This window comes from Pseudomonas syringae group sp. J309-1 (genome assembly GCF_032582135.1).
Taxonomy (GTDB): domain Bacteria; phylum Pseudomonadota; class Gammaproteobacteria; order Pseudomonadales; family Pseudomonadaceae; genus Aquipseudomonas; species Aquipseudomonas quasicaspiana.
Genome location: NZ_JAWHNU010000051.1, coordinates 28847 through 51299 on the forward strand (window position 1 = coordinate 28847; position 22453 = coordinate 51299).

Consider the following 22453-nt stretch of genomic DNA (forward strand, 5'->3'; position numbering starts at 1 on the left):
GCCAATGAGTTAGGTCTTATATCGCCCGCTGCTATCTAATTTTTTTGGTTTTGTTACATTTGCTTATCCGAATGCTGAACTAACGCTCTGTTTTGCCCCTTATTCCGGGCCTTCTGTTTGTCTCTTTTCGAGTCTAGGGAGCTAGCTTGCCTACGCCTGTCCAACCCTTGCGGTTGTTAGTGCTGGCCCACGAGCCGGAATGGCTGGTATTGCTTCGCAGTTGCCTCACGCAAGAGCAGAATCAGGCAAATCCGTTGTTCTTTTCGCACTGGAACGATATTAACGCCGCACTGGTTGATGACCACCATACGGTATTACTGACCACTCCAGAGCTCCAGCCTCCGCCCGGCCGCTGCAACCTGCCGGTGGTCATGCTGCTTGAAGAAGAGCCACTGATCGCGCCGCTTGGCGCCAGTGACTGGTTGATTCGCAGCGAAATGACGCCCGCAGCACTGCGCAACTGCCTGCGCCACGTGGGCGAGCGCGCGCTGCTGGAAAACACCCTGCAACGCCTGGCCGAGCAAGACACACTGACCGGCATCGCCAACCGCCAGGGTTTCCAGACCCTGCTGGCAGCGCGCCTGCTGGACAACGACGGTCGTGGCCTGGCGCTGGGCCATCTGGACCTGGATAACTTCCGCCGCGCCAACGATGCACTGGGCCATCAAGCCGGGGACCGCCTGATTTTGCAGGTAGTGGCGCGACTCAAAGGCCAGATGGAAGTCGGCGACCAGATTGCCCGACTGGGCAGCGATGAATTTGCACTGCTGATCGATACCCGCCGCGCACCGGAGCGCGCCGAGTGGATGGCCGAACGCATCACCGAAGCCTTGTCCGAGCCTTACTGGGTTGACGGCGAAAGTCTGCTCATCGGCTGCAGCCTGGGGATCGCTCATTCCCGCGCAGAAGCAGGCGCTGATCCGCTGATGTGGCATGCACATATCGCGATGCAGCAAGCCAAAGGCATTCAGGGCTGCACCTTTCATATCTTCAACGACCGGCTCAATCGCAACGCCCGTAGCCTCGCCGATCTGGAAGGCGAGTTGCGCCGCGCGTTGCGTCGCGATGAGCTGGAGTTGCACTACCAACCGCGGCTCTGCCTGACCAGCGGCCGCATCGTCGGCCTCGAAGCGCTGGTCCGCTGGCGACACCTGGAGCGAGGCTTGCTGCCACCCAGCGAGTTCGTGCCGCTGGCGGAACAAAGCGGGCTGATCGTGCCATTGGGCTACTGGGTGATATCCCGGGCTCTGCGCGATATGCAGGGGTTGCTGGAAAATGGCCTGCCGCAACTGCACATGGCGATTAACCTGTCATTCCGCCAGTTTCAGGACAACCAGCTGCTGACGACATTAGGCCGATTGATTGCCGAGCGGGGCATTGATGCGCAGTGGCTGGAATTCGAACTGACTGAAACCGCCGTTATGCGCCGCAGCGATCTGGTCAAACAAACCATGGATGCACTTGGACGCTTGGGAGTCCGGTTCTCGCTGGATGATTTCGGCACCGGGTTTTCGTCGTTCGTGCACCTCAACAACCTGCCAATCGCGCTGCTGAAGATCGATAAAAGCTTCGTCGGCGAGATGGAACAGCGCGAAGAAAATCGCAAGCTGGTCCACGCCATGATCAACCTGGCTCACAACCTGAGCCTTGAAGTGGTGGCCGAAGGTGTCGAAACCGCTCAGCAGCTGGCGCTGTTACGCGGTTTTGGCTGTGATCAGGTTCAGGGCTACCTGATCAGCAAACCGCTGCCGCTGCCGGAGTTGATCAAGTACCTGAAGCGGGACAAGCAAGCGCCAGAGGCGTTGAGCCGGGTTTGATTTCCGGGCTACCTGTCACCGGATTGGACTGCAAGCGCACATACCGGTGGGAGCGAATTCATTCGCGAAGGGGCCGGTACATCCGTACCTTGTGTATCGCTTGAGATACCGCCTTCCCGAATGAATTCGGTCCCACAGGTTTGATGTAGCGCCCGTGATTTGGACCAGGCGCTCTCACGAAATCCTTTGATCTGCCTGCGGACACTTCTTCTGTGGCAGATACTATGTCTGTTCCCGGTGGGAGCGAATTCATTCGCGAAGGGGCCGGTACATCCGCACCTTGTGTATCGCCTGAAATACCGCCTTCCCGAATGAATTCGGTCCCACAGGTTCCGTGTGAGTTTAGAGTTTTAAGTGTTGTCTGTTTGGTCCATTACAGCGGTAGCAGACAACATCAAACATCCTCACCCCATCACCGGCACCGCCGCAGCTTCCCGGCGCAGCAACTTCGAAGTCTTCCTCTCGAAAGCAAAGGTCAGCGCAATCGCTGAGCACAGCAGCCCCAACGCCAGCCCCCACCAGACGCCCTCGGCACCGTGGTTGGTGTAGAAACCAAATATCCACGCCGCCGGGGCCGCCACTAGCCAGTAACTGGCCAGCCCGATAAGGAAGGTGGTGCGCGCATCCTTGAAGCCACGGATCGCGCCCATGGCGATGGTTTGCGCGCCGTCCAGAATTTCAAACCAGGCGGCAATCGCCAGCAGCTTGACCGTCAGCTCGACAATCTCGGCGAATTTCGGATCCTTGATATCAAGGAAGAGCCCGATCACCAGATGCGGCGCCAGCCAGAACAGCATGCCGAACATCAGCATGACCAATGAGCCAAAGATAATCCCCGCACGCCCGGCAGTGCGAGCCAGCAGCAGATTGCCCGCGCCATAGTGCAGACCAATGCGCATGGTCACTGCGTAGGAAATCCCCACCGGAATCATGAACGCCATCGACACCGACTGCAGGGCGATCTGGTGCGCCGCCATTTGCGCACTGCCCATCGCACCCATGCAAAACGCCGCAAAAGTAAACAGACCAACCTCAACCGCGTAGGTCCCGCCAATGGGCAAGCCCAGCTTCCACAGCTCTTTGAGATGACTGCGCGACAGCTGCCAGAAACCTTCGCGGATCGGGTAGGCCGCGTAGACCGGATGGCGACGGATATGCAGGGCGAGAATCAACGCCATACCATTGGTGACCACCGCAGTAACCAGGCCAATACCCATCAGGCCCAGATTGGGCAGCCCGAACATCTGATGGATAAGGGCGTAGTTGAGGACGAAATTGGCAATCGCGCCACCCACGCTGATTGCCATGACCGGGCCTGCACGCCCCAACGCACTGGTAAAACCGCGCAAGGCCATGAACGTCAGCAAGCCGGGTAACGCCAGCGGCAAGGTGATCAAAAATTGACCGGCCATATGCACGTTGGATTCGGTCTGGCCGAAGTGCAAGAGGATTGGCTCGAGGTTCCACAGGATCAGCATGGCAATCAATGCCATGCCCCACGCCAGCCAGACACCGGCCTGAACCAGTTGCGCGGCGCCTTTGCTGTCTCCTGCACCATGACGGATGGCGACCAGCGTACCGACAGCGGCCATGACCCCGACACAGAAGAACGAAATAAAGTTGTAAGTGGCCGCGCCCAAACCGCCGCCCGCCAAGGCTTCCGGGCCAATGTGGCCCATCATCACCGTGTCGGTGAAAACCATGACCATGTGCGCCATCTGTGAAGCGATCAGCGGCCCGGCAAGGCGCAGGATGATCCAGAGTTCTTTGATGGCAGGTTGTTGCATGGCGCGACGCTCGATTTCAGGGGGCAGTTATGAGCCGCCCATTCTCGGTACTTAAGGGGACGAGCACAAAGGGATAATAAAGATCGTTAGCATGAGTAAAACTCATCTGTTAGTTTTTTAGCTAAAATCGCCATCCCCCGCGGTAGGAGCGTTCTGAATGCCTCGCAGTCTTCCTCCTCTTTATGCATTGCGCGCATTTGAAGCGGCGGCGAGGCACAGCTCATTCACGCGGGCAGCCGAAGAACTGTCGATCACCCAAAGTGCTGTCAGTCGGCACATTCGTACCCTTGAAGAACACTTTGCCTGCCGACTGTTTCAGCGCATCGGTCGTAACATCCAGCTGACCGAAGCCGCGCGGACCTTGTTGCCCGGCGTGCGCGATGGCTTCTCTTCACTGGAACGCGCCTGCAACACGCTCTCCGTCGATGAAGGGATCTTGCGTATGAAAGCGCCGCCAACCCTGACCATGCGCTGGCTATTGGCGCGGCTCAGTCGCTTTCGCCACCTGCAGGCAGGCAACGAAGTGCAGTTGACCAGTGCATGGATGGAAATTGATGTGGTGGACTTCAGTCACGAGCCGTTCGACTGCGCCGTGCTGCTCAGTCGTGGCCATCTCCCCGCTGAGTGGGAGGCAATACGCTTGTTCCCGGAATTGCTGATTCCGGTCGGAGCGCCGAATCTGGTCGACGATCAGCCTTGGGATATCCAACGCCTGGCCAGCGCAGAATTGCTGCACCCGACGCCAGACCGCAGGGACTGGCGCAGTTGGCTTGAGCGCACGGGCTTATCAGAACACGTGTCACTCAAAGGCGGACAGGTGTTCGACACGCTGGAACTCGGCATGATTGCCGCCGCCCGCGGCTATGGCGTCTCCATGGGGGACCTGCTCATGGTCGCCGAAGATGTTGCCCAGAACCGTTTGAGTCTGCCGTGGCGTACCGCTGTTTATAGCGGCGAAGATTATTACCTGGTCTGGCCCAGAACCCGACCCGGCAGCGAACGCCTGCGCCGGTTGGGGGATTTCCTGCAAAGCGAGGTCAACGCCATGGAATTACCGGAGGTGGAAATCCTCAAGGGATAGTGGCATTGCGACACATGCCGTAAACTAGTCGGCTAATTCCGGGAACCATACTCAAGTATTGAAGTCCCGGGCCGATGTTAGAATCGACGCCCCTTTGTACAAATTCTGTACAACCAAGGCTACCTTCATTTAATTACATTCAGCTGAACGGCTATTAGAGGTCACTCAAGACCCTCCGTTCGGCCAGGAGCCGTCATGTCCAAGCCCCGTGCACGAATTGCTTCGCAACTCGGTATTGCTCTGGCCGTTATTCTGGCAATTGTCATCTCCGGCAGTACCGTCTTCGCGCTGCGCTCGCTGGACTCCGCCAACCTCGTCATTCGTGAAGAGCACATGTCGAGTGAGGCCCGCTTGCTGGCCGACCAGCTCAACACGTTTCACAGCACACTGCGGGTCAGCACCCAGCGTCTGAGCGGGTTGTTTGAAAAGCGTTTCGCCAGTGGCCTTACCGTTCAGGCGGACCAACCGATCACAGTCGCCGGGACACAGACACCCAGCCTGATCCTGGGAGACCACGCGCTGAACAACAACTTCAAGGAAGTTGACGAGTTCCGTCAACTGACTGAAGGCGTAGCCACGGTATTCGTGCGCAGCGGCGACGAGTTCATCCGCATCAGCACCTCGCTGACCAAGCAGGATGGCAGCCGAGCCATCGGCACAATGCTCGACCGCAAGCACCCTGCATACGACCGCTTGATGTCAGGTCAGGGCTACGTCGGTAAAGCCGTGCTGTTCGAGCGCTCCTACATGACGCAGTACACCCCCGTGAAAGACAGCTCCGGCAAAGTCATTGCGGTGTTGTTCGTCGGCTTCGATTACACCGACGCAGAGAAAACCCAGTTCGAAAACCTGAAAAACTTCCGCATCGGCAAAACCGGCTCTCTGGCCCTGCTCGATGATCAGAACCGCTGGCTGGTGCCGCCAGCAGGCGTGCAGGCACTTGAGCAGGCGGGCAAAGCGGTCGCTGATTTAGGCAAGCAGCCGGGTAAAGGGCAGTACTGGAGCGATACCAGCGAGGATTTCTATAGCGTTGCCCAACCCTTCAGCGGTGGGCCGTGGACCGTTCTGGCGAACATGCCCAAAGACGAAATCAGCGCCGTGACCTGGAACGTCGGTACGCAACTGGCCATCGGCAGCCTGTTGGCGATGTTGATTGCCGTGGGCTCCGCCATCTGGCTGCTGCGCAGCAAACTGCGTCCGCTGTCTGAGCTGGTGCGCCAGGCCGAAGCACTGGGTGCCGGTGATTTGAGCGTGCGCCTGAACATCAGCAGCCATGACGAAATTGGCCAGCTGGCAACCAGCTTCAACAAGATGGGCGAAGCCCTGTCGACCATGGTTTCTCACATCCGCACGGCCGCTCAACAAGTCAGCAGCCGCGCCCATGAGCTGTCCGGTCTGTCCGGCGGTGCTTATCGCGGCATGGAACAGCAATCGGGCGAAATCGTCAGCATGGCGGGCGCGGTTGAAGAATTCAGTGCCACGTCGCTGAACATCGCCGACAACATGGGCAACACCGAACGTCTGGCTCAGGAAAACGCTCAGCAGACCCGTATCGGTCGCGCCTCGATGCAGGAAGCCTCGTCGTCCCTGGAGCAGATTGCTGCCTCTATCAACAGCACTGCATCGGTCATTAATACCTTGGGGCAACGCTCTCAGGAAATCGGCAGCATCGTCGGTGTGATTACCTCGATTGCCGATCAGACCAACCTGCTGGCCCTCAACGCGGCCATCGAAGCGGCACGGGCTGGCGAACAAGGCCGTGGTTTCGCCGTGGTGGCTGACGAAGTGCGTAGCCTGGCAACCCGTACGCGGGATGCGACCAACGAAATCTCCGGGATGATCACCAGCATCCAGCAAGAGACCGGCAACGCCATCTCCACCATGCAACAGGGCAATGCCCAGATGCAGGAAGGCCTGGCACGTAACGCCAAAGTGGCTGCCGCGCTTGAACAGATCGACGAGCAAAGCCGCTCGGCCGGTCAGCAATTCGCCGCAATCACCACCGCTACCCAGGAACAAAGCAGCACCGCTACCTTGTTGAGCAGCAACCTGCAAAGCATTGCCCTGGCCAACAGCGAACAACGTGAAGTAGTCTCGCACCTGGCTATCACCGCAGAAGAACTGAACACCCTGGCCGCTGATTTGCGTACCGAGGTTGACCGGTTTCGTTGAGGGTTAAGTGATAAACAAAAACGCCCTTCGGGGCGTTTTTTGTTGAAGGTCAGTTTTGCTGACACCATGCTTTCGCGCTGCAAGCATAGAACTGTAGGAGCGCACGAGCACCATGCAAACCACTGGATTGAAATGCATTTTCTGTAGGAGCTGCCGAAGGCTGCGAAGCATTTGTCCTGATACACCGCGATCGCAGCCTTCGGCAGCTCCTACAGGCCCTATGTTTGCTGCGCGACAGCGCGGTGCCATCAACACCGGGGTAGCTGCATTTCAATGCAAGGGAGTGCATGTTGGCCCCTACAGACCAACCGGAGCCCCGACAAACTCCACATACCCACTCACCACCACATACACAGCGAAGTAAGCGAAGATCAGCGCCGACGCAATGTAGGTGTACTTCATCAGCTTCTCGCCGATGAGCCGACCGCCTTGCCAGGCCACCGCGCACAGTGAAATCGTCCACAGCAGACCCGCCGCAAAAAAGCCTGACAGGAACAGACCCGCGCTCGCCACGTCATGCCCCTGACGTGCAATGATCGCGCCGCCTACAGCAGCAAACCACAGGATGGCGCTGGGCGAAGACATCGCCAGCATGACGCCCTTGGAGAACAACGCCAGATTGGTCTTGCCCCACTGCTCACCGCTCTGCTGCATCGTCCCGTCAGTCTTGAAAGCACTGAGCAGCATTTTCACGCTCAGGAAACAGAGCACCAGCGAGCCACCAATCCACAGCACCCAGCGCACCGCCTCGAATTGCAACAACACTGCCATGCCCATCATCGCCAGCACGGCGTAAATCAAATCGCCAACACAGGTGCCCAGCCCCAGCCAGACACCCTGAGCGAAACCGCGCTGCATGGCGATATTGATCATCGCCATATTGGCCAGGCCAATTTCCAGGCACAGCGAGAGGCTGAGCAGGAAGCCGTTGTTGAATTCCATCTGGATGTTTCCTCACTTAAGTGCGCGACACTTTAAGCAGGAGGCAGATGTGTCGCAAGATACAGTGCGCGGCGCCAACTGTATGGCTTACGCCAACAACCGTCGCCACCACGAAGCAGTCTTTCCGGCGTTCTGCCGTGAACGCTCCAGCAAGATATCTGGCATGTCCCGCACGCGAATCCACGATTCGTTCTGCCAGTTCAGCAGACTCAGGGTCATCTCTGGCCAATGCATCAACCCCAGCACCGGGCGTTGCGCTGTCGGGACTTCATGCCTGTCGCGCAAGGCCTGCACCACATGATGCTCAAGCCATTCGCGCAACGGCCCGTTTTGAGCCCCGTGCTGATAGAGCAATAACATGTAGGCCCCGGACTCGCTGATCATCAACGTGTCCTTTGTCACACCATAGCGCTCCAGCAAAACGGTTTTGCGTTGATCGGGTGCCAGTTTGCGAGCGCGGTGCTCATCCAGAAAAATCCCCATCAGATAGCCAAGGTCGCGCGCGCAGAGCCAGACCTGGCCTTCGAGGCAAATGGCGTGCATATGTTTTTTCTGGCGGATGAAGAGCATGGGGATGTGGGGTGGCTGAGTGTGTTTATCCATCAGGTAGAAGTTCTCTAGAATAAATGACTCCACCGCCTAGACATCGCCAAACGAATAGGTGGCGGCTGTGTGCAGGTTGGCGAACCGGGGGAGAACCATTCCGGCAGACCCTAAGATCTCCCGCACACAACAGCCATAAAGCTTGGGCAAGATCTGCCCACACTTAATAGTCAATGTATTGGTTCCCAACCAGATCGCCAAATCCAGTAGCTGAATATTCAGCCGGGAGAGAGGTTAATCCGTTGAGGCGCACACGACTGTCGGCACAGGACGCTGGCGATCTGTGGATAACTCCGCTCCGACTGTAGGAAACCAGCCTGTGGAAAACTTGAGGAGCGCACACAGCACTATGGCTGGTCGCTGTCATGTGGGAGCCGGGCTTGCCCGCGATAAGGGCACCGCGGTCTGCCAGATAAACGGAGTCGTACTTATCGCGGGCAAGCCCAGCTCCCACAGGTTTTGCGCAAGTCCTTGGATCACATCACACACAGATGGCGCCGGCCTGTAGATACAAACCTTTCAACTACTCCCCGGCCGGTGCTGTAACGCATCGGCCACATGACTGCGAGGGATGACAAGCCAAAAGCAGCTATAAATCTTTATAAGCCTGTTCCGCCTCAACAACTTTGACCCCCAAGCCAAACTCATAGGGCCATTGATCTACAATGATTCTCGCCAAACCAAGATTGCGATCACTTTTTTCAGGAACACTGCCGAGAATTATTTTATTTAACGTCGCCTCTAGCACCGCTTTAAATTGTTCCAACTGCTCATTTGTTGTGAACAACAAAGCGTTATTTTTATTGCGCATGATTTCTTCAGTAATCGCCTGAATGGCCATCTCTATCTTTTGCACCGCTTTTTCTGAGGCCTTCATTGCCTTGTCCGGTCCGATAGTTCTGATATATATTCCGAGCCTGGCCGCCTCACAAGGCCTGAACCTTGAGCTGAAGCGATGCCCTCGGTCATGCGACGAAGGAAGGATATAATGAAAAAGTTTGTTGCGTCGACCATCAAGTGCTACGAGGAAGACGGAGTATTAATAGTTGCCTTGGGTGATGACCCAGAAAATCCGGCGAACTTCATTATTATTACCCGCCTGGACGATGAAGATAACGCGACTGTCAATGATGGTATCGGCTTTCAAACACATGAAGCAGAATATGAGATGCCTGATGCAATCGCAAAGGTTAGTTTGCATTCTGATAGTCTCGAAGTGACAGTCAAACCTGAGTTTATTGATTTTTTTGGTAGTTCAAGTTTTGTGGCAGAAATACCGCAAGGGAGTAACGACTCGTCAACGCAGTTCTCCGCATTAAAAGACGCATTGCAAACTATATTCAGCGGCGCACAGGTTGAGCTGGTTATTTAGTTATCGTGGACCTGCCGAGCAGCGTCCATGGCGCCCCGCCGTCTGCCAGCAAACACGGACCCTGTAGGAGTGAGCTTGCTCGCGATTCGATTTCTTGGTCGACAAATTTATCGCATGAACTGACGCTTATCGCGAGCAAGCTCACTCCTACAGAAAAGCACTTAAGTTCAGTTGGTTATTTCATTTTTAACTAGAGCGCTTGGTCTGGGCCGCATCCGGACGATAGCGTCAGCACAGCCGATATATTTATCAACTGATAGACCGATTCGCGGGCAAGCGCGCTCCTACAGGCAAAAAAAGTATTCCAAATCAGATGATTGAATATTTTTTGATAGGCGCAATCCCGCAGAACCAGCAATTTCAACCACTCGCCGGCCGATACTGCAACGCCTCCGCCACATGGCTGCGATTAATCTCGTCCACCTGCTCCAGATCGGCCAACGTCCTTGCCACCTTCAACAGCCGATGCGCCGAACGCAGCGACAAGGTCAATCGCTCACATGCCGTTTCCAGCCAGGCCTCGTCTTCACTGGTTAACACGCAATGCTTGCGCAGACCGGGCATATCCAGAAACGCATTCGCGCACCCCTGACGTCGGTTCTGGCGATCCCGTGCCTGGGCGACGATTGCAGCGGCGCTGGCCGTGGTTTCACCGCCTTGTACAGTCGGGTTGAGAGCGGTGGTTTCTCGGGCGACAGTCAGGTGCAGATCAATACGGTCCAGCAACGGTCCGGACAGTTTGTTGCGGTAGCGCTGAATCTGCTCCGTCGAACACCGGCACCTTCCGGTCGGCTCGCCAAGATATCCACAGGGGCAGGGGTTCATCGCGGCGACCAATTGAAAGCGCGCCGGAAACCGCACCCGATCCCGCGCTCGAGAGATCACGATGTGGCCTGACTCCAAGGGCTCGCGAAGCACCTCAAGCACCCGGCGATCAAACTCAGGCAACTCATCAAGAAACAAAACACCGTGATGGGCGAGGGTGATCTCACCGGGCTGTGGTCGACTGCCCCCGCCGACCAATGCCGGGCCGGACGCCGAGTGATGCGGCTGACGAAACGGACGCTGCGGCCAACTGGTCAGCGGGATCTGGCTGGCGACCGACTGAATCGCCGCCACTTCCAGCGCCTCATACTCATCCAGCGGTGGCAGCAAACCCGGCAAGCGGCTGGCGAGCAGGGTTTTGCCGGTGCCGGGTGGGCCGCTAAAAAGTAAGTTGTGCGCGCCAGCAGCGGCAATGATCAGCGCCCGTTTGGCGGCCGTCTGGCCCTGCACTTCGCTGAGGTCCGGATAAGGCATGGCCTGATGTATGAGCCCGCTGGACTGGTACGGCGTGATAGGCGTCTGTCCGTTGAAATGCGCCACCAGCTCCAGCAAATGATTGACCGCAATCACCCGTAAGCCCGACGCCAGACATGCCTCTTCTGCATTTACCGCCGGGATGATCAGCGTGCGTTGCGCCGCGCGTGCTGCCAACGCTGCAGGCAAAACACCCTGAATCGGCCGAATCGCACCCGACAATGCCAGCTCGCCGAGGCATTCCACATCCTGCAACGCCACCAATGGCACCTGACCACTGGCAGCCAGCAAACCCAAAGCGATCGCCAGATCAAATCGGCCGCCGTCCTTGGGCAGATCAGCGGGCGCGAGGTTGAGCGTGATACGCCGATCCGGAAATTTCAGCCCGGAATTAAGAATCGCACTGCGCACCCGATCCTTGCTTTCCCGCACCGCACCTTCCGGTAACCCCACCAGCGTCAGCGCAGGCAGACCGTTCGCAAGGTGCGCTTCGACCGTAACCGCAGGCGCCTCAACGCCCACTTGGGCGCGACTATGAACAATGGCCAGAGACATGATTCTTCCTTGAAAAAGCGACCCTCGCATCCTGCGACATCGGGGCGAGCTTTGAAGGAATGAATGGATACAGGGTGTTAATGCATACTCGCGATGTACCTCTTGTGTCCCTGACAAAGCGCCTCCGCGTGGTATACAAACGACCTGTAGGAGCTGCCGAAGGCTGCGATCCATTTATCCTGACATACCGCATCGCAGCCTTCGGCAGCTCCTACAAAAACGCATTTCAAAGGGGGATCTGGTTTGATCGGCCCTGTGAATCAGGTCATACGATAAGCTGATCGTCCAAGTCGTTTTCCAAACAAAAAGAGCCCTCAATGCCAACCCCAGCCCAAGCCATCGAACACTACATCCTCGCCAAAGACGGCAATCGCCCACACTTGCTACGCCAGTCATTCGTCAGCGACGCCACGCTGGAGATGGTTGTCCACACCGGGGCCATTTCATTCCCGCCCACAGTGGAAGGCCGGGACGGTATCGCGGAGGTGCTGGTGCGGCGTTTCGGGCAGACCTATGAAAACGTCTACACATTCTGCATCGGTGAGCCGCCGGCCGAGGAGGCGACCGAGCATCACTGCACGTGGCTGGTGGGGATGTCGGATAAGGCCACCCGGGATCTGCGCTTTGGTTGCGGGCAATATGACTGGCAGTTTGATTCAGGATTGGCGACGCATTTGAAAATCACCATCGAGCAGATGCTGGTCTGCCCGGCTGCAGAGGTGGAGCCGGTGATGGATTGGTTGCAGCAGGTCAGTTATCCGTGGTGCCCGACGGGGCAGTTAATGTCCGCGCCGCCACTGGCCAGCATCGAAACCGTCCTGCAATACCTGAGGGCGTAAGCCACAAGCAGCTGGCGTCCCATCCCTTAAGCAGTTGCAAATTGTGCAGCGCTTTAACACAATGCGACTCATTATCATTTACGCCGCGCTGGGATGGCGCGCCACGATGCCCTCTCATCACGCCACACTGCGTTCGCTCTACATCGATCATCACGGCTGGCTCAACACCTGGCTGCGCAGCAAGCTGGGCAATGCAGCCGATGCGGCGGATCTGGCGCAGGATACGTTTGTCCGGCTGCTCAATCGCCACGAACTGCTTGAGCTGAAAGCGCCCCGTGCGTTTCTGCGCACTGTTGCCAAAGGGATCGTTATCGATCACTGGCGACGCGAGGAGCTGGAGCGCGCCTATCTTGAAGCCATCGCGCATTTACCCTGCAACGAGTCGCCTTCGCCCGAGTCCCGTGAGCTGGTTTTCGAGTTGCTGGAGAGCATTGCGAAGATGCTGGATGGCTTGAAACCCAAAGTCCGTCAGGCCTTTCTGCTGGCTCAGTGTGAAGGCATGCCCTACAAGCAGATCGCCGAACGAATGAGCGTGTCGGTGCGCTCGGTAGAACGCTATGTCGCCGACGCGCTTTATCACTGTTATCTGTTGCGGTATCCAGCGTGAGCGGCGCCTCTGCTCATGCGCGTTCGCAAGAGCCTTCGCCACAGGTCGTGAAACAGGCGATTCAGTGGTCGATGCGCCTCAACAGCCAAGGGCACAACCCACAATTGCGCGAGCAATGTGAGCAGTGGCGTGTTGCACATGCCGACCATGAGTGCGCTTGGCAGCGTATCCAGGCCCTGAACAACGAGCTCAACAGCCGCTTTCAGAATATTCCTGCACCGGGTGCAGCCCTGGAAGCACTGGAAAACAGCGCCCAACGTTTGAGCCGCAGACAAACCCTGAAATTACTGTCCGGTCTGGTCGTTATGGGTTCAAGTGCCTGGCTGTCGCGAGAGGTCATGCCCTGGCAACAATGGAGCGCAGATTTCGCGACCAGCGTCGGGCAGCGCGGGCGTTTTCAGCTAAGCGACGGTTCAAGCCTGCAATTGAACACCGACAGCGCGGTGGATCAGAACTTCAACGCCGAACGCCGTCTGATTACCTTGAATCGTGGTGAGATTCTCGTGGGGTGCGGTGCAGATGTCCAAAGCCCAACCCACAGACCACTACTGGTGCAGAGCCGCCATGGGTTGTTCGAAGGTATCAATGGACGCTTCGTCGTCAGGCAGTATCAGGACCAGACGCGTCTCAGCGTGCTTGAAGGCCAGTCGATTATCCGCTCGCCCGCCGCGTCTCCCGTCACGGTGAGCGCCGGGCAGCATTATCTGGTGTCGTCTCGCGAAGCGGTTCAACTGCCTGCGTTGAACATGGACGCGGGTGCCTGGAGCGAAGGCCTGATCGTGACCCGCAACATGCGCCTCCGAGACTTCCTCACCGAGGTCGGAGCTTATCGCCACGGTCATCTGGGCTGCGCTGACGATGTTGCCGACCTGCGTCTTTCGGGCGTGTTTCGGCTCGAAGACACCGACAAATTGCTCACGGTTGTTACCCAGACGTTGCCTGTCCAGCTCAGGTATCGCACGCGCTGGTGGGTCACGTTGCAGCGCGAGGCATGACGTCTGAAATTTTTTGGCGGGTTTTGCCTACAAGTCCGGCTTAGAGATCAGTCCCTCTGTTCTCTTCACTGACTTTACGGAATCGTCCATGACCCGACCTCTAGGTAAATCGCAATCAAGCCTGCAAAACGTCGCCGTTGACGCGCGCGCAACACACCTCGCCACAGCGGTGCGCGCGACATTGATGTGCGTGGCGTTGGGCGCCGCCGCGCTGCCTGTAGCGGTGCAAGCCCAGGACGATCCAGCGGCGATAGGTGCTGTGCGCAGCTATTCCATCGCGGCCGGTCCGTTGGGCGAAGCCTTGAACCAGTTCGCCCGGCAAGCGGGTATCACATTGGCCGCCACCCCGGCGCAAACGGCCGGCAAGCAATCGCCGGGCCTGCAAGGCAACTATGCCCCGGATCAGGCTCTGACCATCCTGCTCGGCAGCAACAGCCTGCAAGCCGTCACCCAGGACGGCAGTAGTTATGTGCTGCGCGAAACGACGGGTGAGGCAATGGCCTTGCCCAGCACCGACATTCGCGGGTTCGCACTGGGTAACGCCTTGGGCAGCATGGAAGGCTACAACGCGACTCACAGCCAGATCGCCACCAAGACCAGCACGTCGGTGCTGGAAACGTCGCAGTCAGTCTCGGTGGTGACGCGCCAGCAAATGGATGACCAGGGTTCACAAACCGTCGCGCAGGCCATGCGGTATACGCCGGGCGTGCTGACCAATCCCTACGGTGCAACTCACCGCTATGACTATGTGGCTCTGCGCGGTTTCAACGACGGCTCTGTGGATAACATTTACCTGGACGGTCTCAAGTCCATGGGCGATAGCGGCACCTACAGCACGATGCAGGTTGATCCGTACTTTCTGGAGCGGGTCGACATTCTGAAAGGTCCGTCGTCGGTGCTTTACGGACGCAGTTCGCCGGGTGGTCTGGTGGCATTGACCAGCAAAAAACCGTTGTTCGAGCCGTATCATCAGGTTCAGGCTACCGCTGGCACGCAAGGTCAGCGCGGCATGGGGTTCGATTTCAGCGGGCCTGTGGATGACGACAAGCGCATTGCCTATCGCTTGACCGGGCTTGTGGATAAGTCAGACACGCAGTTCGATCACGTTGAAGAGAAGCGCTATGCGCTGGCACCGACCGTCAGCATCGACTTCAGCGAAGACACATCGCTGACCCTGCAAGCCTATCTGCAACACGATCCTGAAGGCGGCTATCACGGCGGCGTACCGGCCAGCGGCACGCTGCGTAAGCGCAATGGGCAACGTATCTCCGAGCACTTCTTCGATGGCGAGCCTGGCGTCGATGGCTTCAGCCGCGATCAACAGTCTTTCGGTTATCAGTTCGAGCACCGCTTCAACGACGTATTTACCGCCAGACAGAACTTCCGTTATCTGGACTCGAAGGTGAAGAACGATCAGATCTACGCCTACGACTGGACGACGCCCACCAGCAACGAACTGACACGCTATTACTCCGGCGGTGACGAGCGGCTGCACGCATTTATCGTCGATAACATGCTGCAGGCGGAGTTCTTCACTGGCTCGGCCAAACACACTGCGCTGCTCGGTGTTGACTACCAGCGACGCAAGACCGTGGTGGACTGGACCAGCGGCTCAGTCGCCTCGCTTAATGGCTTCGATCCCGTCTACGGCAATTCAGCGATCAGTTATTTCAGCCCAACCAGCTACGTGCGCCGTCTGGAGCAAACCGGCGTGTATGCACAGGATTTGATCGAGCTGGATAAATGGCGCTTCTCTCTGGGCCTGCGTCAGGACTGGGTAGAAACCTCGGATGAGAACCGACTCGCAGAAGCCGGGCGTCCAGAGGGCACCGAAATCAGTGATCGACGCACCAAACTCACCGGACGGGCAGGCGTGCTGTATCTGTTCGATAACGGCATTGCGCCGTACCTGAGCTATTCCGAGTCGTTTAACCCGAACTCTTACGCCGACAGCGACGGCAACCCTCTCGCGCCAACAGACGGCACTCAGTGGGAAGCAGGCATCAAGTACCAACCACCCGGCACGGACAACCTGTTCACCGCCTCGGTATTCCGGATTGATCAAGAGAACCTGGCGTCCAAACTGCCGCAAGAGAATTTCTATCGCCCCATTGGCGCGGTTCGCTCCCAGGGTCTGGAACTGGAAGCGCACGTGCAGTTAACCGATAACTTCAAAGTGCTGGGCGGCTACACCCTGACCGACATCGAATACTCCAAATCGATGATCAGCACGTTGAGCACGCCGACCAATGTCATAGAGAACAAAGGCAACTCGCCGACCCAAGCGCCTAAACACATGGCATCACTCTGGGGCGACTATGCCTTCAACAGCGGTGCGCTGGATGGTTTGCGGCTGGGTGCAGGGGTTCGCTACGTCGGCTATAGCTGGGCGGATTCTGAAAACACCCTGAAGGTGCCGTCTTACCCACTGTTCGATGCGTCAGTCGGTTACGACCTGAGCAAAGTCGGGCTCAAAGGCGTCGACGTGCGGGTTAACGCGAACAACCTGACCAACGAATCCTACGTTGCGTCCTGTGCAAGCCTGAGCTACTGCTATCTGGGCGAGGAGCGTAACGTCAGCGCCACGGTCAGCTACAACTTCTAGCCGACCGTTAAATCAGCCTGTTCCCCCTCGGGGAACAGGCCTGACTGCGGGGCAGAGGGAGCGCCGTGGTGTACTTCAACTGCTCCATGGCGAAGCTGGAGGTAATCGTCGAAAGCCCTTCGGTGCTGCTGATCAGTTTTTTGTAGAAGCGGTCATAGGCGGCCATATCGGTGACCACCAGACGCAGCATGTAGTCCCATTCGCCCGCCATCCGGTAGAACTCCATGACCTCTTCGTACTGCATGACGGTTTGGGCGAATTGCTCAAGCCACTGGGTGTCATGGTGCCGGGTTTTGATCTGAACGAAAACCGACAATCCCAGCCCGAGTTTTTCCGGGTCGAGAAGCGCGACTCGGGATTTGATGTACCCGGCTTCTTCGAGCTTTTTGACTCGCTTCCAGCACGGCGTAGTTGAGAGGTTGACGGCATCAGCCAGGTCTTTCAGCACAATAGTGGCATCACGCTGCAAAATGCTGAGGATGTGACGATCAAGACTGTCCATTTTTCAAATCAGTCCTTTCGTAGAAAATTTTTCTATCAAATAGCTGATCGAGTAGAACAAAAAGAAATTCTTTTTTCCAGCAATCGGTAACCTTTGCCCTCAAGAATAGATGTGTTTTTGCCGGAGCGCAGAGTGATGAATAACTGGATTCGTAACGCGATCAAAACCCTTGACTGCGATCAGCGCCGCTCGGCCGATACGCACATGCTCAAGCTCGATGTTCCGGCACTTGGCGACATCGATATTTACATCAAGGACGAAAGCACTCACCCCAGCGGCAGCCTGAAACATCGTCTGGCGCGCTCGTTGTTTCTTCATGCGATCTGCAGCGGCAAGATTCACCAGGGCACGCATGTGGTGGAGGCTTCATCCGGCAGCACAGCCATATCAGAAGCCTACTTCGCAAAACTGCTGGGGTTGCCTTTCACGGCGGTCATGCCGCGCCATACCGCCAGCAAGAAAATCCATCAGGTCGAGATGCTCGGCGGGCGCTGCCACTTCGTGGAGCAATCCAGCGACATGTACCCCGAAGCCGAGCGTCTGGCTCGCCTCGACAACGGCCATTACATGGATCAGTTCACCTACGCGGAACGGGCTACGGACTGGCGAGGCAATAACAACATTGCTGACAGCATCTTTGATCAGTTGAGTGGCGAAGAACATCCCGTACCGACCGCAATTGTGATGAGCGCAGGAACGGGCGGTACGTCGTCGACCATTGGCCGGTTCATACGCTACAAGGGCCATGCCACCAGACTGATCGTCGTCGACCCGGAGAACTCTGTGTTTTACGACAGCTACCGCAGCGGCGATACAAGCCTGACCAGCCTCAAGGGCAGCCGTATCGAGGGCATCGGGCGACCCAGAGTAGAAGCTTCGTTCTTGCCGGGGGTCATCGACGACATGCTGCAAATCCCTGATGCAGCCAGCATTGCTACCCTTGGCTGGCTGGAAAAGCTGATCGGCAAGAAACCGGGCGGTTCGACGGGGACCAACGTCTGGGGCGCGCTGAAGGTAGCGCTGGACATGCAGGAGCAGGGCTTGAAGGGTTCAGTGGTGACCCTGATGTGCGACAGCGGCGAGCGCTATCTGGATACCTATTACGACCCTGAATGGGTCGCACGCACCATTGGTGATCTTTCGCCGTATACGAAACGGCTGGAGCGGTTGTTGATTGCAAGGTGAGGCAGATGCAGAAGGGGATGCACCATTTTGTGCCTGCAAGACATGTGCCTTCCATCCTGACACCAAACTGTCGTGCAGCTAATGCAAATCCCTGTGGGAGTGGTCCCGGTATCCCTGACACCGCGCTGTCGCGCAGCAAACGGGTGACCTGTAGGAGCCAACTTGTTGGCGAGACGTCGGACCCGCATCGTCAGAAATTCCGCTTCGCCAACAAGTTAGCTCCTACAAGGTCCGCGTTTCAAATCCATTATTGGAGTGATGTTTGATAGGAGCGAGGCTTGCCCGCGATATAGACGCCTCGGTACTCAGGTAGACCGCGTTATCATTTATCGCGAGCAAGCTCGGCTCCCACAGGGATGATCGATATCTGTGGGGAGGATTGCCCGCGATGAAGGCGCCGCGGTTTATCAGAAACCCGCGTCATCGTTTATCGTCGGAATGCCGCCCAGACCAAGCTTGGCTCCCACAAAACCGTCGCATGTCGGCTCTACTCACCCGCAGGCGGATTCGACTTCGCTTCCATCTCCGCAACCTTCGCCTCCAGCGCTTCGAGGCGGGCACGGGTGCGGGCGAGGACGGCCATCTGGCTGTCGAATTCTTCCCGACTGACCAGATCCAGTTTGCTGAAGCCGCTTTGCAGCAGGGCTTTGAACTGGGTTTCAAATTCATTACGCGGGATCGGTGTTTCGCCATTGAACAAGCGCGAGGCGTGGCCGCTCAGGGCATCGAGAAAAGCTTTGGGCGCGAGCATGTCTACCTCCGGTTTCAGATAAGCGGCAGTGTAGCACGGAGCGTCTATAGTCATTTCCAGCGAAGGCGGACGCACGATAATGGCGCACCAGCGCGTGCACGTACGCACTTTAGTTGTGCGCCGACGCACTTCGCCGGGCGGCTCCGGTGCCTTAAACAGGGATCAAGGGCCTGTATTCAATGAAAAATCAGGAGATGGCAAGCTTTCTGCTTAGTCGCTGATGACCCATGCACTGATGCAGTCGCGTTGACGATTACAGTGCGGCAGGCGGAGCGGGGAATGTTTCGTCAAAAGCGGTTTTCTGGGGTTGGTCGGACCTCCTTCAGGCGACCGATGCGTTACAAAGCCAGGCACTGCGCTTAGACTTGAGTCGGGTTTGTTTTCCTGGGGCAAGTCCACCAATTCGGGAGAAAGTTTCATGAAGCTAGTCACTGCCATCATCAAGCCGTTCAAACTGGACGACGTGCGCGAGTCGCTGTCCGAAATCGGCGTGCAGGGCATCACCGTTACTGAAGTCAAAGGCTTCGGACGTCAGAAAGGCCACACCGAGCTGTATCGCGGTGCGGAATATGTAGTCGACTTCCTTCCCAAGGTGAAGATCGATGTTGCCATTGACGATAAGGATCTGGATCGCGTTATCGAGGCGATAACCAAAGCAGCCAACACCGGCAAGATTGGTGACGGCAAGATCTTTGTTGTGAATCTGGAACAGGCAATTCGCATCCGTACCGGCGAAACCGATACCGACGCAATCTAAGCCGCCAACCCAACGCCCCAGGAGAAAACAATATGACTCTGCGTCAATTCGCAGGGCTAGGAGCCCTGTTGTCCCTCGTAACCCCTGGCTTGGCCATGGCGGCAGACGAAGTGGCAGCCCCAGTACTCAACTCAGGTGACACCGCCTGGATGCTGACCTCGACAGCCTTGGTGCTGTTCATGACCATCCCTGGTCTTGCGCTGTTCTACGGCGGCATGGTCCGCTCGAAAAACATTCTTTCTGTGATGATGCAGTGTTTCGCCATCACCGGCTTGATCAGCATCCTGTGGGTCGTTTACGGCTACAGCATTGCGTTCGACACTACCGGTATGGAAGCAGGCGTCGTCAACTTCAACTCCTTCTTCGGCGGTATGGGCAAAGCGTTCCTGGCAGGCATCACGCCGTCCAGCATCACCGGCGCTGCTGCACTGTTCCCTGAAGCAGTGTTCGTCACCTTCCAGATGACCTTCGCCATCATCACTCCAGCCCTGATCGTCGGTGCTTTCGCAGAACGCATGAAGTTCTCCGCGATGCTGATCTTCATGGCTATCTGGTTCACTCTGGTCTACGCGCCAATCGCGCACATGGTCTGGGGCGGCGTCGGCGGCCTGATGTGGGACTGGGGAGTCCTGGATTTCGCAGGCGGCACCGTGGTTCACATCAACGCGGGTGTAGCGGGTCTGGTTGCGTGCCTGGTACTGGGCAAGCGTAAAGGCTTCCCTACCACTCCAATGGCTCCGCACAACCTGGGTTACACCCTGATCGGCGCAGCAATGCTCTGGGTGGGCTGGTTCGGCTTCAACGCCGGTTCAGCTGCTGCGGCCAACGGCACTGCAGGCATGGCGATGCTGGTTACCCAGATCGCGACCGCCGCTGCTGCTCTGGGCTGGATGTTCGCCGAGTGGCTGACCCACGGTAAGCCAAGCGCACTGGGTATCGCTTCGGGCGTGGTTGCTGGCCTGGTTGCCATCACTCCGGCTGCCGGCACTGTTGGCCCAATGGGCGCCCTGATCATCGGTCTGGCTGCAGGCGTGATCTGCTTCTTCTGCGCCACCAGCCTCAAGCGCAAGCTGGGCTACGACGACTCCCTGGATGCTTTCGGCGTTCACGGCATCGGCGGCATCATCGGCGCAATCCTGACTGGCGTGTTCGCAGCCCCTGCTCTGGGCGGCTTCGGCACCGTGACTGACATCGCAGCCCAAGTCTGGATTCAGTGCAAAGGCGTCGGCTTCACGATCATCTACACCGCGATCGTGACCTTCATCATCCTCAAGGTGCTGGACGCTGTCATGGGTCTGCGTGTCACCGAAGAGGAAGAAGCTGTCGGCCTCGACCTTGCGCAACACAACGAGCGTGGCTACAACTTGTAAGCCACTGTAAAAAAATGCCCGGTTTACCGGGCATTTTTTTGTCTGGAGTTTGTCGATAGATTGCCTGGTTCAAACCTCTCACCCCAGTACATGAATGGCTTTGCAAGGGGCATTCCTGACAGTTTGCGGAGAGACTGGTCAAGTTGGCGAACAAGCGCTGATGGCTTACAGAAAACACGGATTATTGCGCGCTTTGCTTTTTCTGCCAGCGCGTTAGAATGCGCGCCGAATATGCGGAGAACTGTATGTGGCAACAGACCAGAATTACCCTGCGGGCAAGGCCACGCGGGTTTCATCTGGTAACCGATGAAATTCTCGCAGGCTTGCCGGAGCTGCGAGAGTGTCAAGTCGGGTTGCTGCATTTGTTGCTGCAGCATACCTCGGCTTCGTTGACCATCAACGAGAACGCCGACCCGGCTGTGCGTCGTGACTTCGAGCGCTTTTTCAACCGTCTGGTGCCACAAGGCACCCACGGCTTTGAACATGAGGACGAAGGCCCTGACGATCTGCCGGCGCATTTCAAGGCCAGTTTGCTAGGCTGCCAGTTGGTATTGCCGGTTTCGGCGGGTCGATTGGCGCTAGGCACCTGGCAAGGTGTTTATCTGGGTGAGCACCGTGATGCTGGCGGTGCTCGCAACGTCCTCGCCACCCTTCAGGGTGAACAGGCATAACCGCTGTTTTGCAGCGGATGTTGAATTTCTTCCGGCAGCATTCGTAAACGTGCGCAGCTGGGCTATAACTAATCTGCTTTCGCAAGTCATGAGGTAGAACATGAGCGACGATGACAACGACGATCTGGTTGATGATCTGGAAGGTGAAGAGGACGGTGAGGAGCTTGCGGCTGCTCCCGAAGAAGATGGCGCTGATGCCGATGACGGTGCGGAAGCTACGGTAACCCCGACCAAAGGCAAGGCCAAGGCTGCTGTCTCGGTTGATGAACTGCCTAGTGTCGAAGCCAAGAACAAAGAGCGTGACGCTCTGGCTCGTGCCATGGAAGAGTTCCTCGCCCGCGGTGGCAAGGTGCAGGAAGTGGAGGCCAACGTGGTCGCCGATCCGCCCAAGAAGCCGGATAACAAATACGGTAGCCGCCCTATCTAAGGGAGTCTGCTGCCGGATAAGAAAAAGCCCGCTGTCGCTGCGTAATGCTGTTCACTTAAGCATTTGAGTCCAAGCCGGGCTTTATAGAGAATCCGATGTCAGACCCCCGGCATCGG

Annotated in this window: 20 protein-coding genes and 1 pseudogene; 14 read left to right on the forward strand and 7 right to left on the reverse strand. The window is 57.4% G+C overall.

Translation table 11 applies throughout. The features are described from left to right. Positions 1-146: 146 nt before the first annotated feature. The gene (locus RX972_RS22610; RefSeq protein ID WP_099270286.1) at positions 147-1817 is read left to right on the forward strand and encodes a putative bifunctional diguanylate cyclase/phosphodiesterase; all 1671 of its coding nucleotides are present in this window, start codon (positions 147-149) and stop codon (positions 1815-1817) included. Between the two features lie 404 nt (positions 1818-2221). On the opposite strand, the gene RX972_RS22615 is transcribed toward RX972_RS22610, so the two are convergent. Next, a complete protein-coding gene (locus RX972_RS22615; RefSeq protein WP_316878591.1) occupies positions 2222-3604 on the reverse strand; it encodes a NorM family multidrug efflux MATE transporter in 1383 nt (460 codons plus the stop codon). A 157-nt stretch (positions 3605-3761) separates the two neighbouring features. Here RX972_RS22615 and RX972_RS22620 point away from each other — a divergent pair, with 157 nt between their 5' ends. The 3 genes and pseudogenes from RX972_RS22620 to RX972_RS29615 all read left to right on the forward strand — a co-directional run bounded on the left by RX972_RS22620 (position 3762) and on the right by RX972_RS29615 (position 6857). Continuing rightward, on the forward strand, positions 3762-4685 hold the full coding sequence (locus RX972_RS22620) for a LysR substrate-binding domain-containing protein (protein ID WP_027899853.1): 924 nt from the start codon (positions 3762-3764) through the stop codon (positions 4683-4685). Between the two features lie 195 nt (positions 4686-4880). Continuing rightward, positions 4881-6002 (forward strand): annotated as a pseudogene (locus tag RX972_RS29610) (Cache 3/Cache 2 fusion domain-containing protein); the annotation flags it as partial. Between the two features lie 132 nt (positions 6003-6134). Beyond that, positions 6135-6857 carry a methyl-accepting chemotaxis protein gene (locus tag RX972_RS29615; RefSeq protein WP_406643951.1) on the forward strand — a complete coding sequence of 241 codons (723 nt, stop codon included), beginning with the start codon at positions 6135-6137 and terminating at the stop codon, positions 6855-6857. A 297-nt stretch (positions 6858-7154) separates the two neighbouring features. On the opposite strand, the gene RX972_RS22630 is transcribed toward RX972_RS29615, so the two are convergent. The 3 genes from RX972_RS22630 to RX972_RS22640 form a co-directional block, all read right to left on the reverse strand. Beyond that, the gene (locus RX972_RS22630) at positions 7155-7799 is read right to left on the reverse strand and encodes a LysE family translocator (RefSeq protein WP_099270282.1); all 645 of its coding nucleotides are present in this window, start codon (positions 7797-7799) and stop codon (positions 7155-7157) included. Between the two features lie 87 nt (positions 7800-7886). Beyond that, a complete protein-coding gene (locus RX972_RS22635; protein WP_316878597.1) occupies positions 7887-8402 on the reverse strand; it encodes a phage antirepressor protein in 516 nt (171 codons plus the stop codon). 589 nt (positions 8403-8991) lie between these two features. Next, positions 8992-9279 carry a hypothetical protein gene (locus RX972_RS22640; protein WP_316878598.1) on the reverse strand — a complete coding sequence of 96 codons (288 nt, stop codon included), beginning with the start codon at positions 9277-9279 and terminating at the stop codon, positions 8992-8994. Positions 9280-9390: 111 nt separating this feature from the next. On the opposite strand from RX972_RS22640, the gene RX972_RS22645 reads away from it, so the two are divergent. Continuing rightward, entirely contained in the window at positions 9391-9774 is a 384-nt protein-coding gene (locus RX972_RS22645) for a hypothetical protein (RefSeq protein WP_263269513.1), read from the forward strand. A 360-nt stretch (positions 9775-10134) separates the two neighbouring features. On the opposite strand, the gene RX972_RS22650 is transcribed toward RX972_RS22645, so the two are convergent. Then, positions 10135-11628: a YifB family Mg chelatase-like AAA ATPase gene (locus RX972_RS22650; RefSeq protein ID WP_255886553.1), complete on the reverse strand. Its 1494-nt coding sequence runs from the start codon at positions 11626-11628 to the stop codon at positions 10135-10137. Between the two features lie 317 nt (positions 11629-11945). On the opposite strand from RX972_RS22650, the gene RX972_RS22655 reads away from it, so the two are divergent. The 4 genes from RX972_RS22655 to RX972_RS22670 all read left to right on the forward strand — a co-directional run bounded on the left by RX972_RS22655 (position 11946) and on the right by RX972_RS22670 (position 16674). After that, positions 11946-12467: a hypothetical protein gene (locus tag RX972_RS22655; RefSeq protein ID WP_316878601.1), complete on the forward strand. Its 522-nt coding sequence runs from the start codon at positions 11946-11948 to the stop codon at positions 12465-12467. Between the two features lie 106 nt (positions 12468-12573). Next, positions 12574-13074 (forward strand): sigma-70 family RNA polymerase sigma factor, encoded by a 501-nt coding sequence (locus RX972_RS22660; RefSeq protein ID WP_095093285.1) that lies wholly within the window; start codon positions 12574-12576, stop codon positions 13072-13074. Next, entirely contained in the window at positions 13071-14069 is a 999-nt protein-coding gene (locus tag RX972_RS22665; RefSeq protein WP_316878604.1) for a FecR family protein, read from the forward strand. The genes RX972_RS22660 and RX972_RS22665 overlap by 4 nt, the downstream gene beginning before the upstream one ends. Before the next feature lie 184 nt (positions 14070-14253). After that, positions 14254-16674, forward strand: a complete 2421-nt coding sequence (locus RX972_RS22670) for a TonB-dependent siderophore receptor (RefSeq protein ID WP_316878616.1) — start codon at positions 14254-14256, stop codon at positions 16672-16674. A gap of 7 nt (positions 16675-16681) precedes the next feature. Here RX972_RS22670 and RX972_RS22675 read toward each other — a convergent pair whose 3' ends face one another. Further along, positions 16682-17176 carry an Lrp/AsnC family transcriptional regulator gene (locus RX972_RS22675; RefSeq protein WP_122396652.1) on the reverse strand — a complete coding sequence of 165 codons (495 nt, stop codon included), beginning with the start codon at positions 17174-17176 and terminating at the stop codon, positions 16682-16684. A 135-nt stretch (positions 17177-17311) separates the two neighbouring features. Here RX972_RS22675 and RX972_RS22680 point away from each other — a divergent pair, with 135 nt between their 5' ends. After that, positions 17312-18361 carry a PLP-dependent cysteine synthase family protein gene (locus RX972_RS22680; RefSeq protein ID WP_316878607.1) on the forward strand — a complete coding sequence of 350 codons (1050 nt, stop codon included), beginning with the start codon at positions 17312-17314 and terminating at the stop codon, positions 18359-18361. Between the two features lie 487 nt (positions 18362-18848). On the opposite strand, the gene RX972_RS22685 is transcribed toward RX972_RS22680, so the two are convergent. After that, positions 18849-19112: an accessory factor UbiK family protein gene (locus RX972_RS22685; RefSeq protein WP_095093237.1), complete on the reverse strand. Its 264-nt coding sequence runs from the start codon at positions 19110-19112 to the stop codon at positions 18849-18851. A 418-nt stretch (positions 19113-19530) separates the two neighbouring features. On the opposite strand from RX972_RS22685, the gene glnK reads away from it, so the two are divergent. From glnK to sutA, 4 genes are all read left to right on the forward strand, one after another. Then, positions 19531-19869, forward strand: coding sequence for a P-II family nitrogen regulator (gene glnK, locus RX972_RS22690; RefSeq protein WP_002555808.1), 339 nt, complete (start codon positions 19531-19533; stop codon positions 19867-19869). 32 nt (positions 19870-19901) lie between these two features. Continuing rightward, positions 19902-21239, forward strand: coding sequence for an ammonium transporter (locus tag RX972_RS22695; protein WP_027899841.1), 1338 nt, complete (start codon positions 19902-19904; stop codon positions 21237-21239). Between the two features lie 245 nt (positions 21240-21484). Further along, entirely contained in the window at positions 21485-21910 is a 426-nt protein-coding gene (locus tag RX972_RS22700; protein WP_316878611.1) for a secondary thiamine-phosphate synthase enzyme YjbQ, read from the forward strand. A 100-nt stretch (positions 21911-22010) separates the two neighbouring features. Then, positions 22011-22337 (forward strand): transcriptional regulator SutA, encoded by a 327-nt coding sequence (gene sutA / locus RX972_RS22705; RefSeq protein WP_027899839.1) that lies wholly within the window; start codon positions 22011-22013, stop codon positions 22335-22337. The last annotated feature ends 116 nt before the right edge of the window (positions 22338-22453 follow it).

What these genes read in the sequence shown, in the direction of transcription:
- RX972_RS22645 (WP_263269513.1), top strand. Translation starts at nt 9,391, where the DNA reads ATGAAAAAGTTTGTTGCGTCGACCATCAAGTGCTACGAGGAAGACGGA.
- RX972_RS22620 (WP_027899853.1), top strand. Translation starts at nt 3,762, where the DNA reads ATGCCTCGCAGTCTTCCTCCTCTTTATGCATTGCGCGCATTTGAAGCG.
- glnK (WP_002555808.1), top strand. Translation starts at nt 19,531, where the DNA reads ATGAAGCTAGTCACTGCCATCATCAAGCCGTTCAAACTGGACGACGTG.
- RX972_RS22695 (WP_027899841.1), top strand. Translation starts at nt 19,902, where the DNA reads ATGACTCTGCGTCAATTCGCAGGGCTAGGAGCCCTGTTGTCCCTCGTA.
- RX972_RS22700 (WP_316878611.1), top strand. Translation starts at nt 21,485, where the DNA reads ATGTGGCAACAGACCAGAATTACCCTGCGGGCAAGGCCACGCGGGTTT.
- RX972_RS22630 (WP_099270282.1), bottom strand. Translation starts at nt 7,799, where the DNA reads ATGGAATTCAACAACGGCTTCCTGCTCAGCCTCTCGCTGTGCCTGGAA.
- RX972_RS29615 (WP_406643951.1), top strand. Translation starts at nt 6,135, where the DNA reads ATGGCGGGCGCGGTTGAAGAATTCAGTGCCACGTCGCTGAACATCGCC.
- RX972_RS22640 (WP_316878598.1), bottom strand. Translation starts at nt 9,279, where the DNA reads ATGAAGGCCTCAGAAAAAGCGGTGCAAAAGATAGAGATGGCCATTCAG.
- RX972_RS22660 (WP_095093285.1), top strand. Translation starts at nt 12,574, where the DNA reads ATGCCCTCTCATCACGCCACACTGCGTTCGCTCTACATCGATCATCAC.
- sutA (WP_027899839.1), top strand. Translation starts at nt 22,011, where the DNA reads ATGAGCGACGATGACAACGACGATCTGGTTGATGATCTGGAAGGTGAA.
- RX972_RS22615 (WP_316878591.1), bottom strand. Translation starts at nt 3,604, where the DNA reads ATGCAACAACCTGCCATCAAAGAACTCTGGATCATCCTGCGCCTTGCC.
- RX972_RS22650 (WP_255886553.1), bottom strand. Translation starts at nt 11,628, where the DNA reads ATGTCTCTGGCCATTGTTCATAGTCGCGCCCAAGTGGGCGTTGAGGCG.
- RX972_RS22680 (WP_316878607.1), top strand. Translation starts at nt 17,312, where the DNA reads ATGAATAACTGGATTCGTAACGCGATCAAAACCCTTGACTGCGATCAG.
- RX972_RS22635 (WP_316878597.1), bottom strand. Translation starts at nt 8,402, where the DNA reads ATGGATAAACACACTCAGCCACCCCACATCCCCATGCTCTTCATCCGC.
- RX972_RS22685 (WP_095093237.1), bottom strand. Translation starts at nt 19,112, where the DNA reads ATGCTCGCGCCCAAAGCTTTTCTCGATGCCCTGAGCGGCCACGCCTCG.
- RX972_RS22675 (WP_122396652.1), bottom strand. Translation starts at nt 17,176, where the DNA reads ATGGACAGTCTTGATCGTCACATCCTCAGCATTTTGCAGCGTGATGCC.
- RX972_RS22655 (WP_316878601.1), top strand. Translation starts at nt 11,946, where the DNA reads ATGCCAACCCCAGCCCAAGCCATCGAACACTACATCCTCGCCAAAGAC.
- RX972_RS22670 (WP_316878616.1), top strand. Translation starts at nt 14,254, where the DNA reads ATGTGCGTGGCGTTGGGCGCCGCCGCGCTGCCTGTAGCGGTGCAAGCC.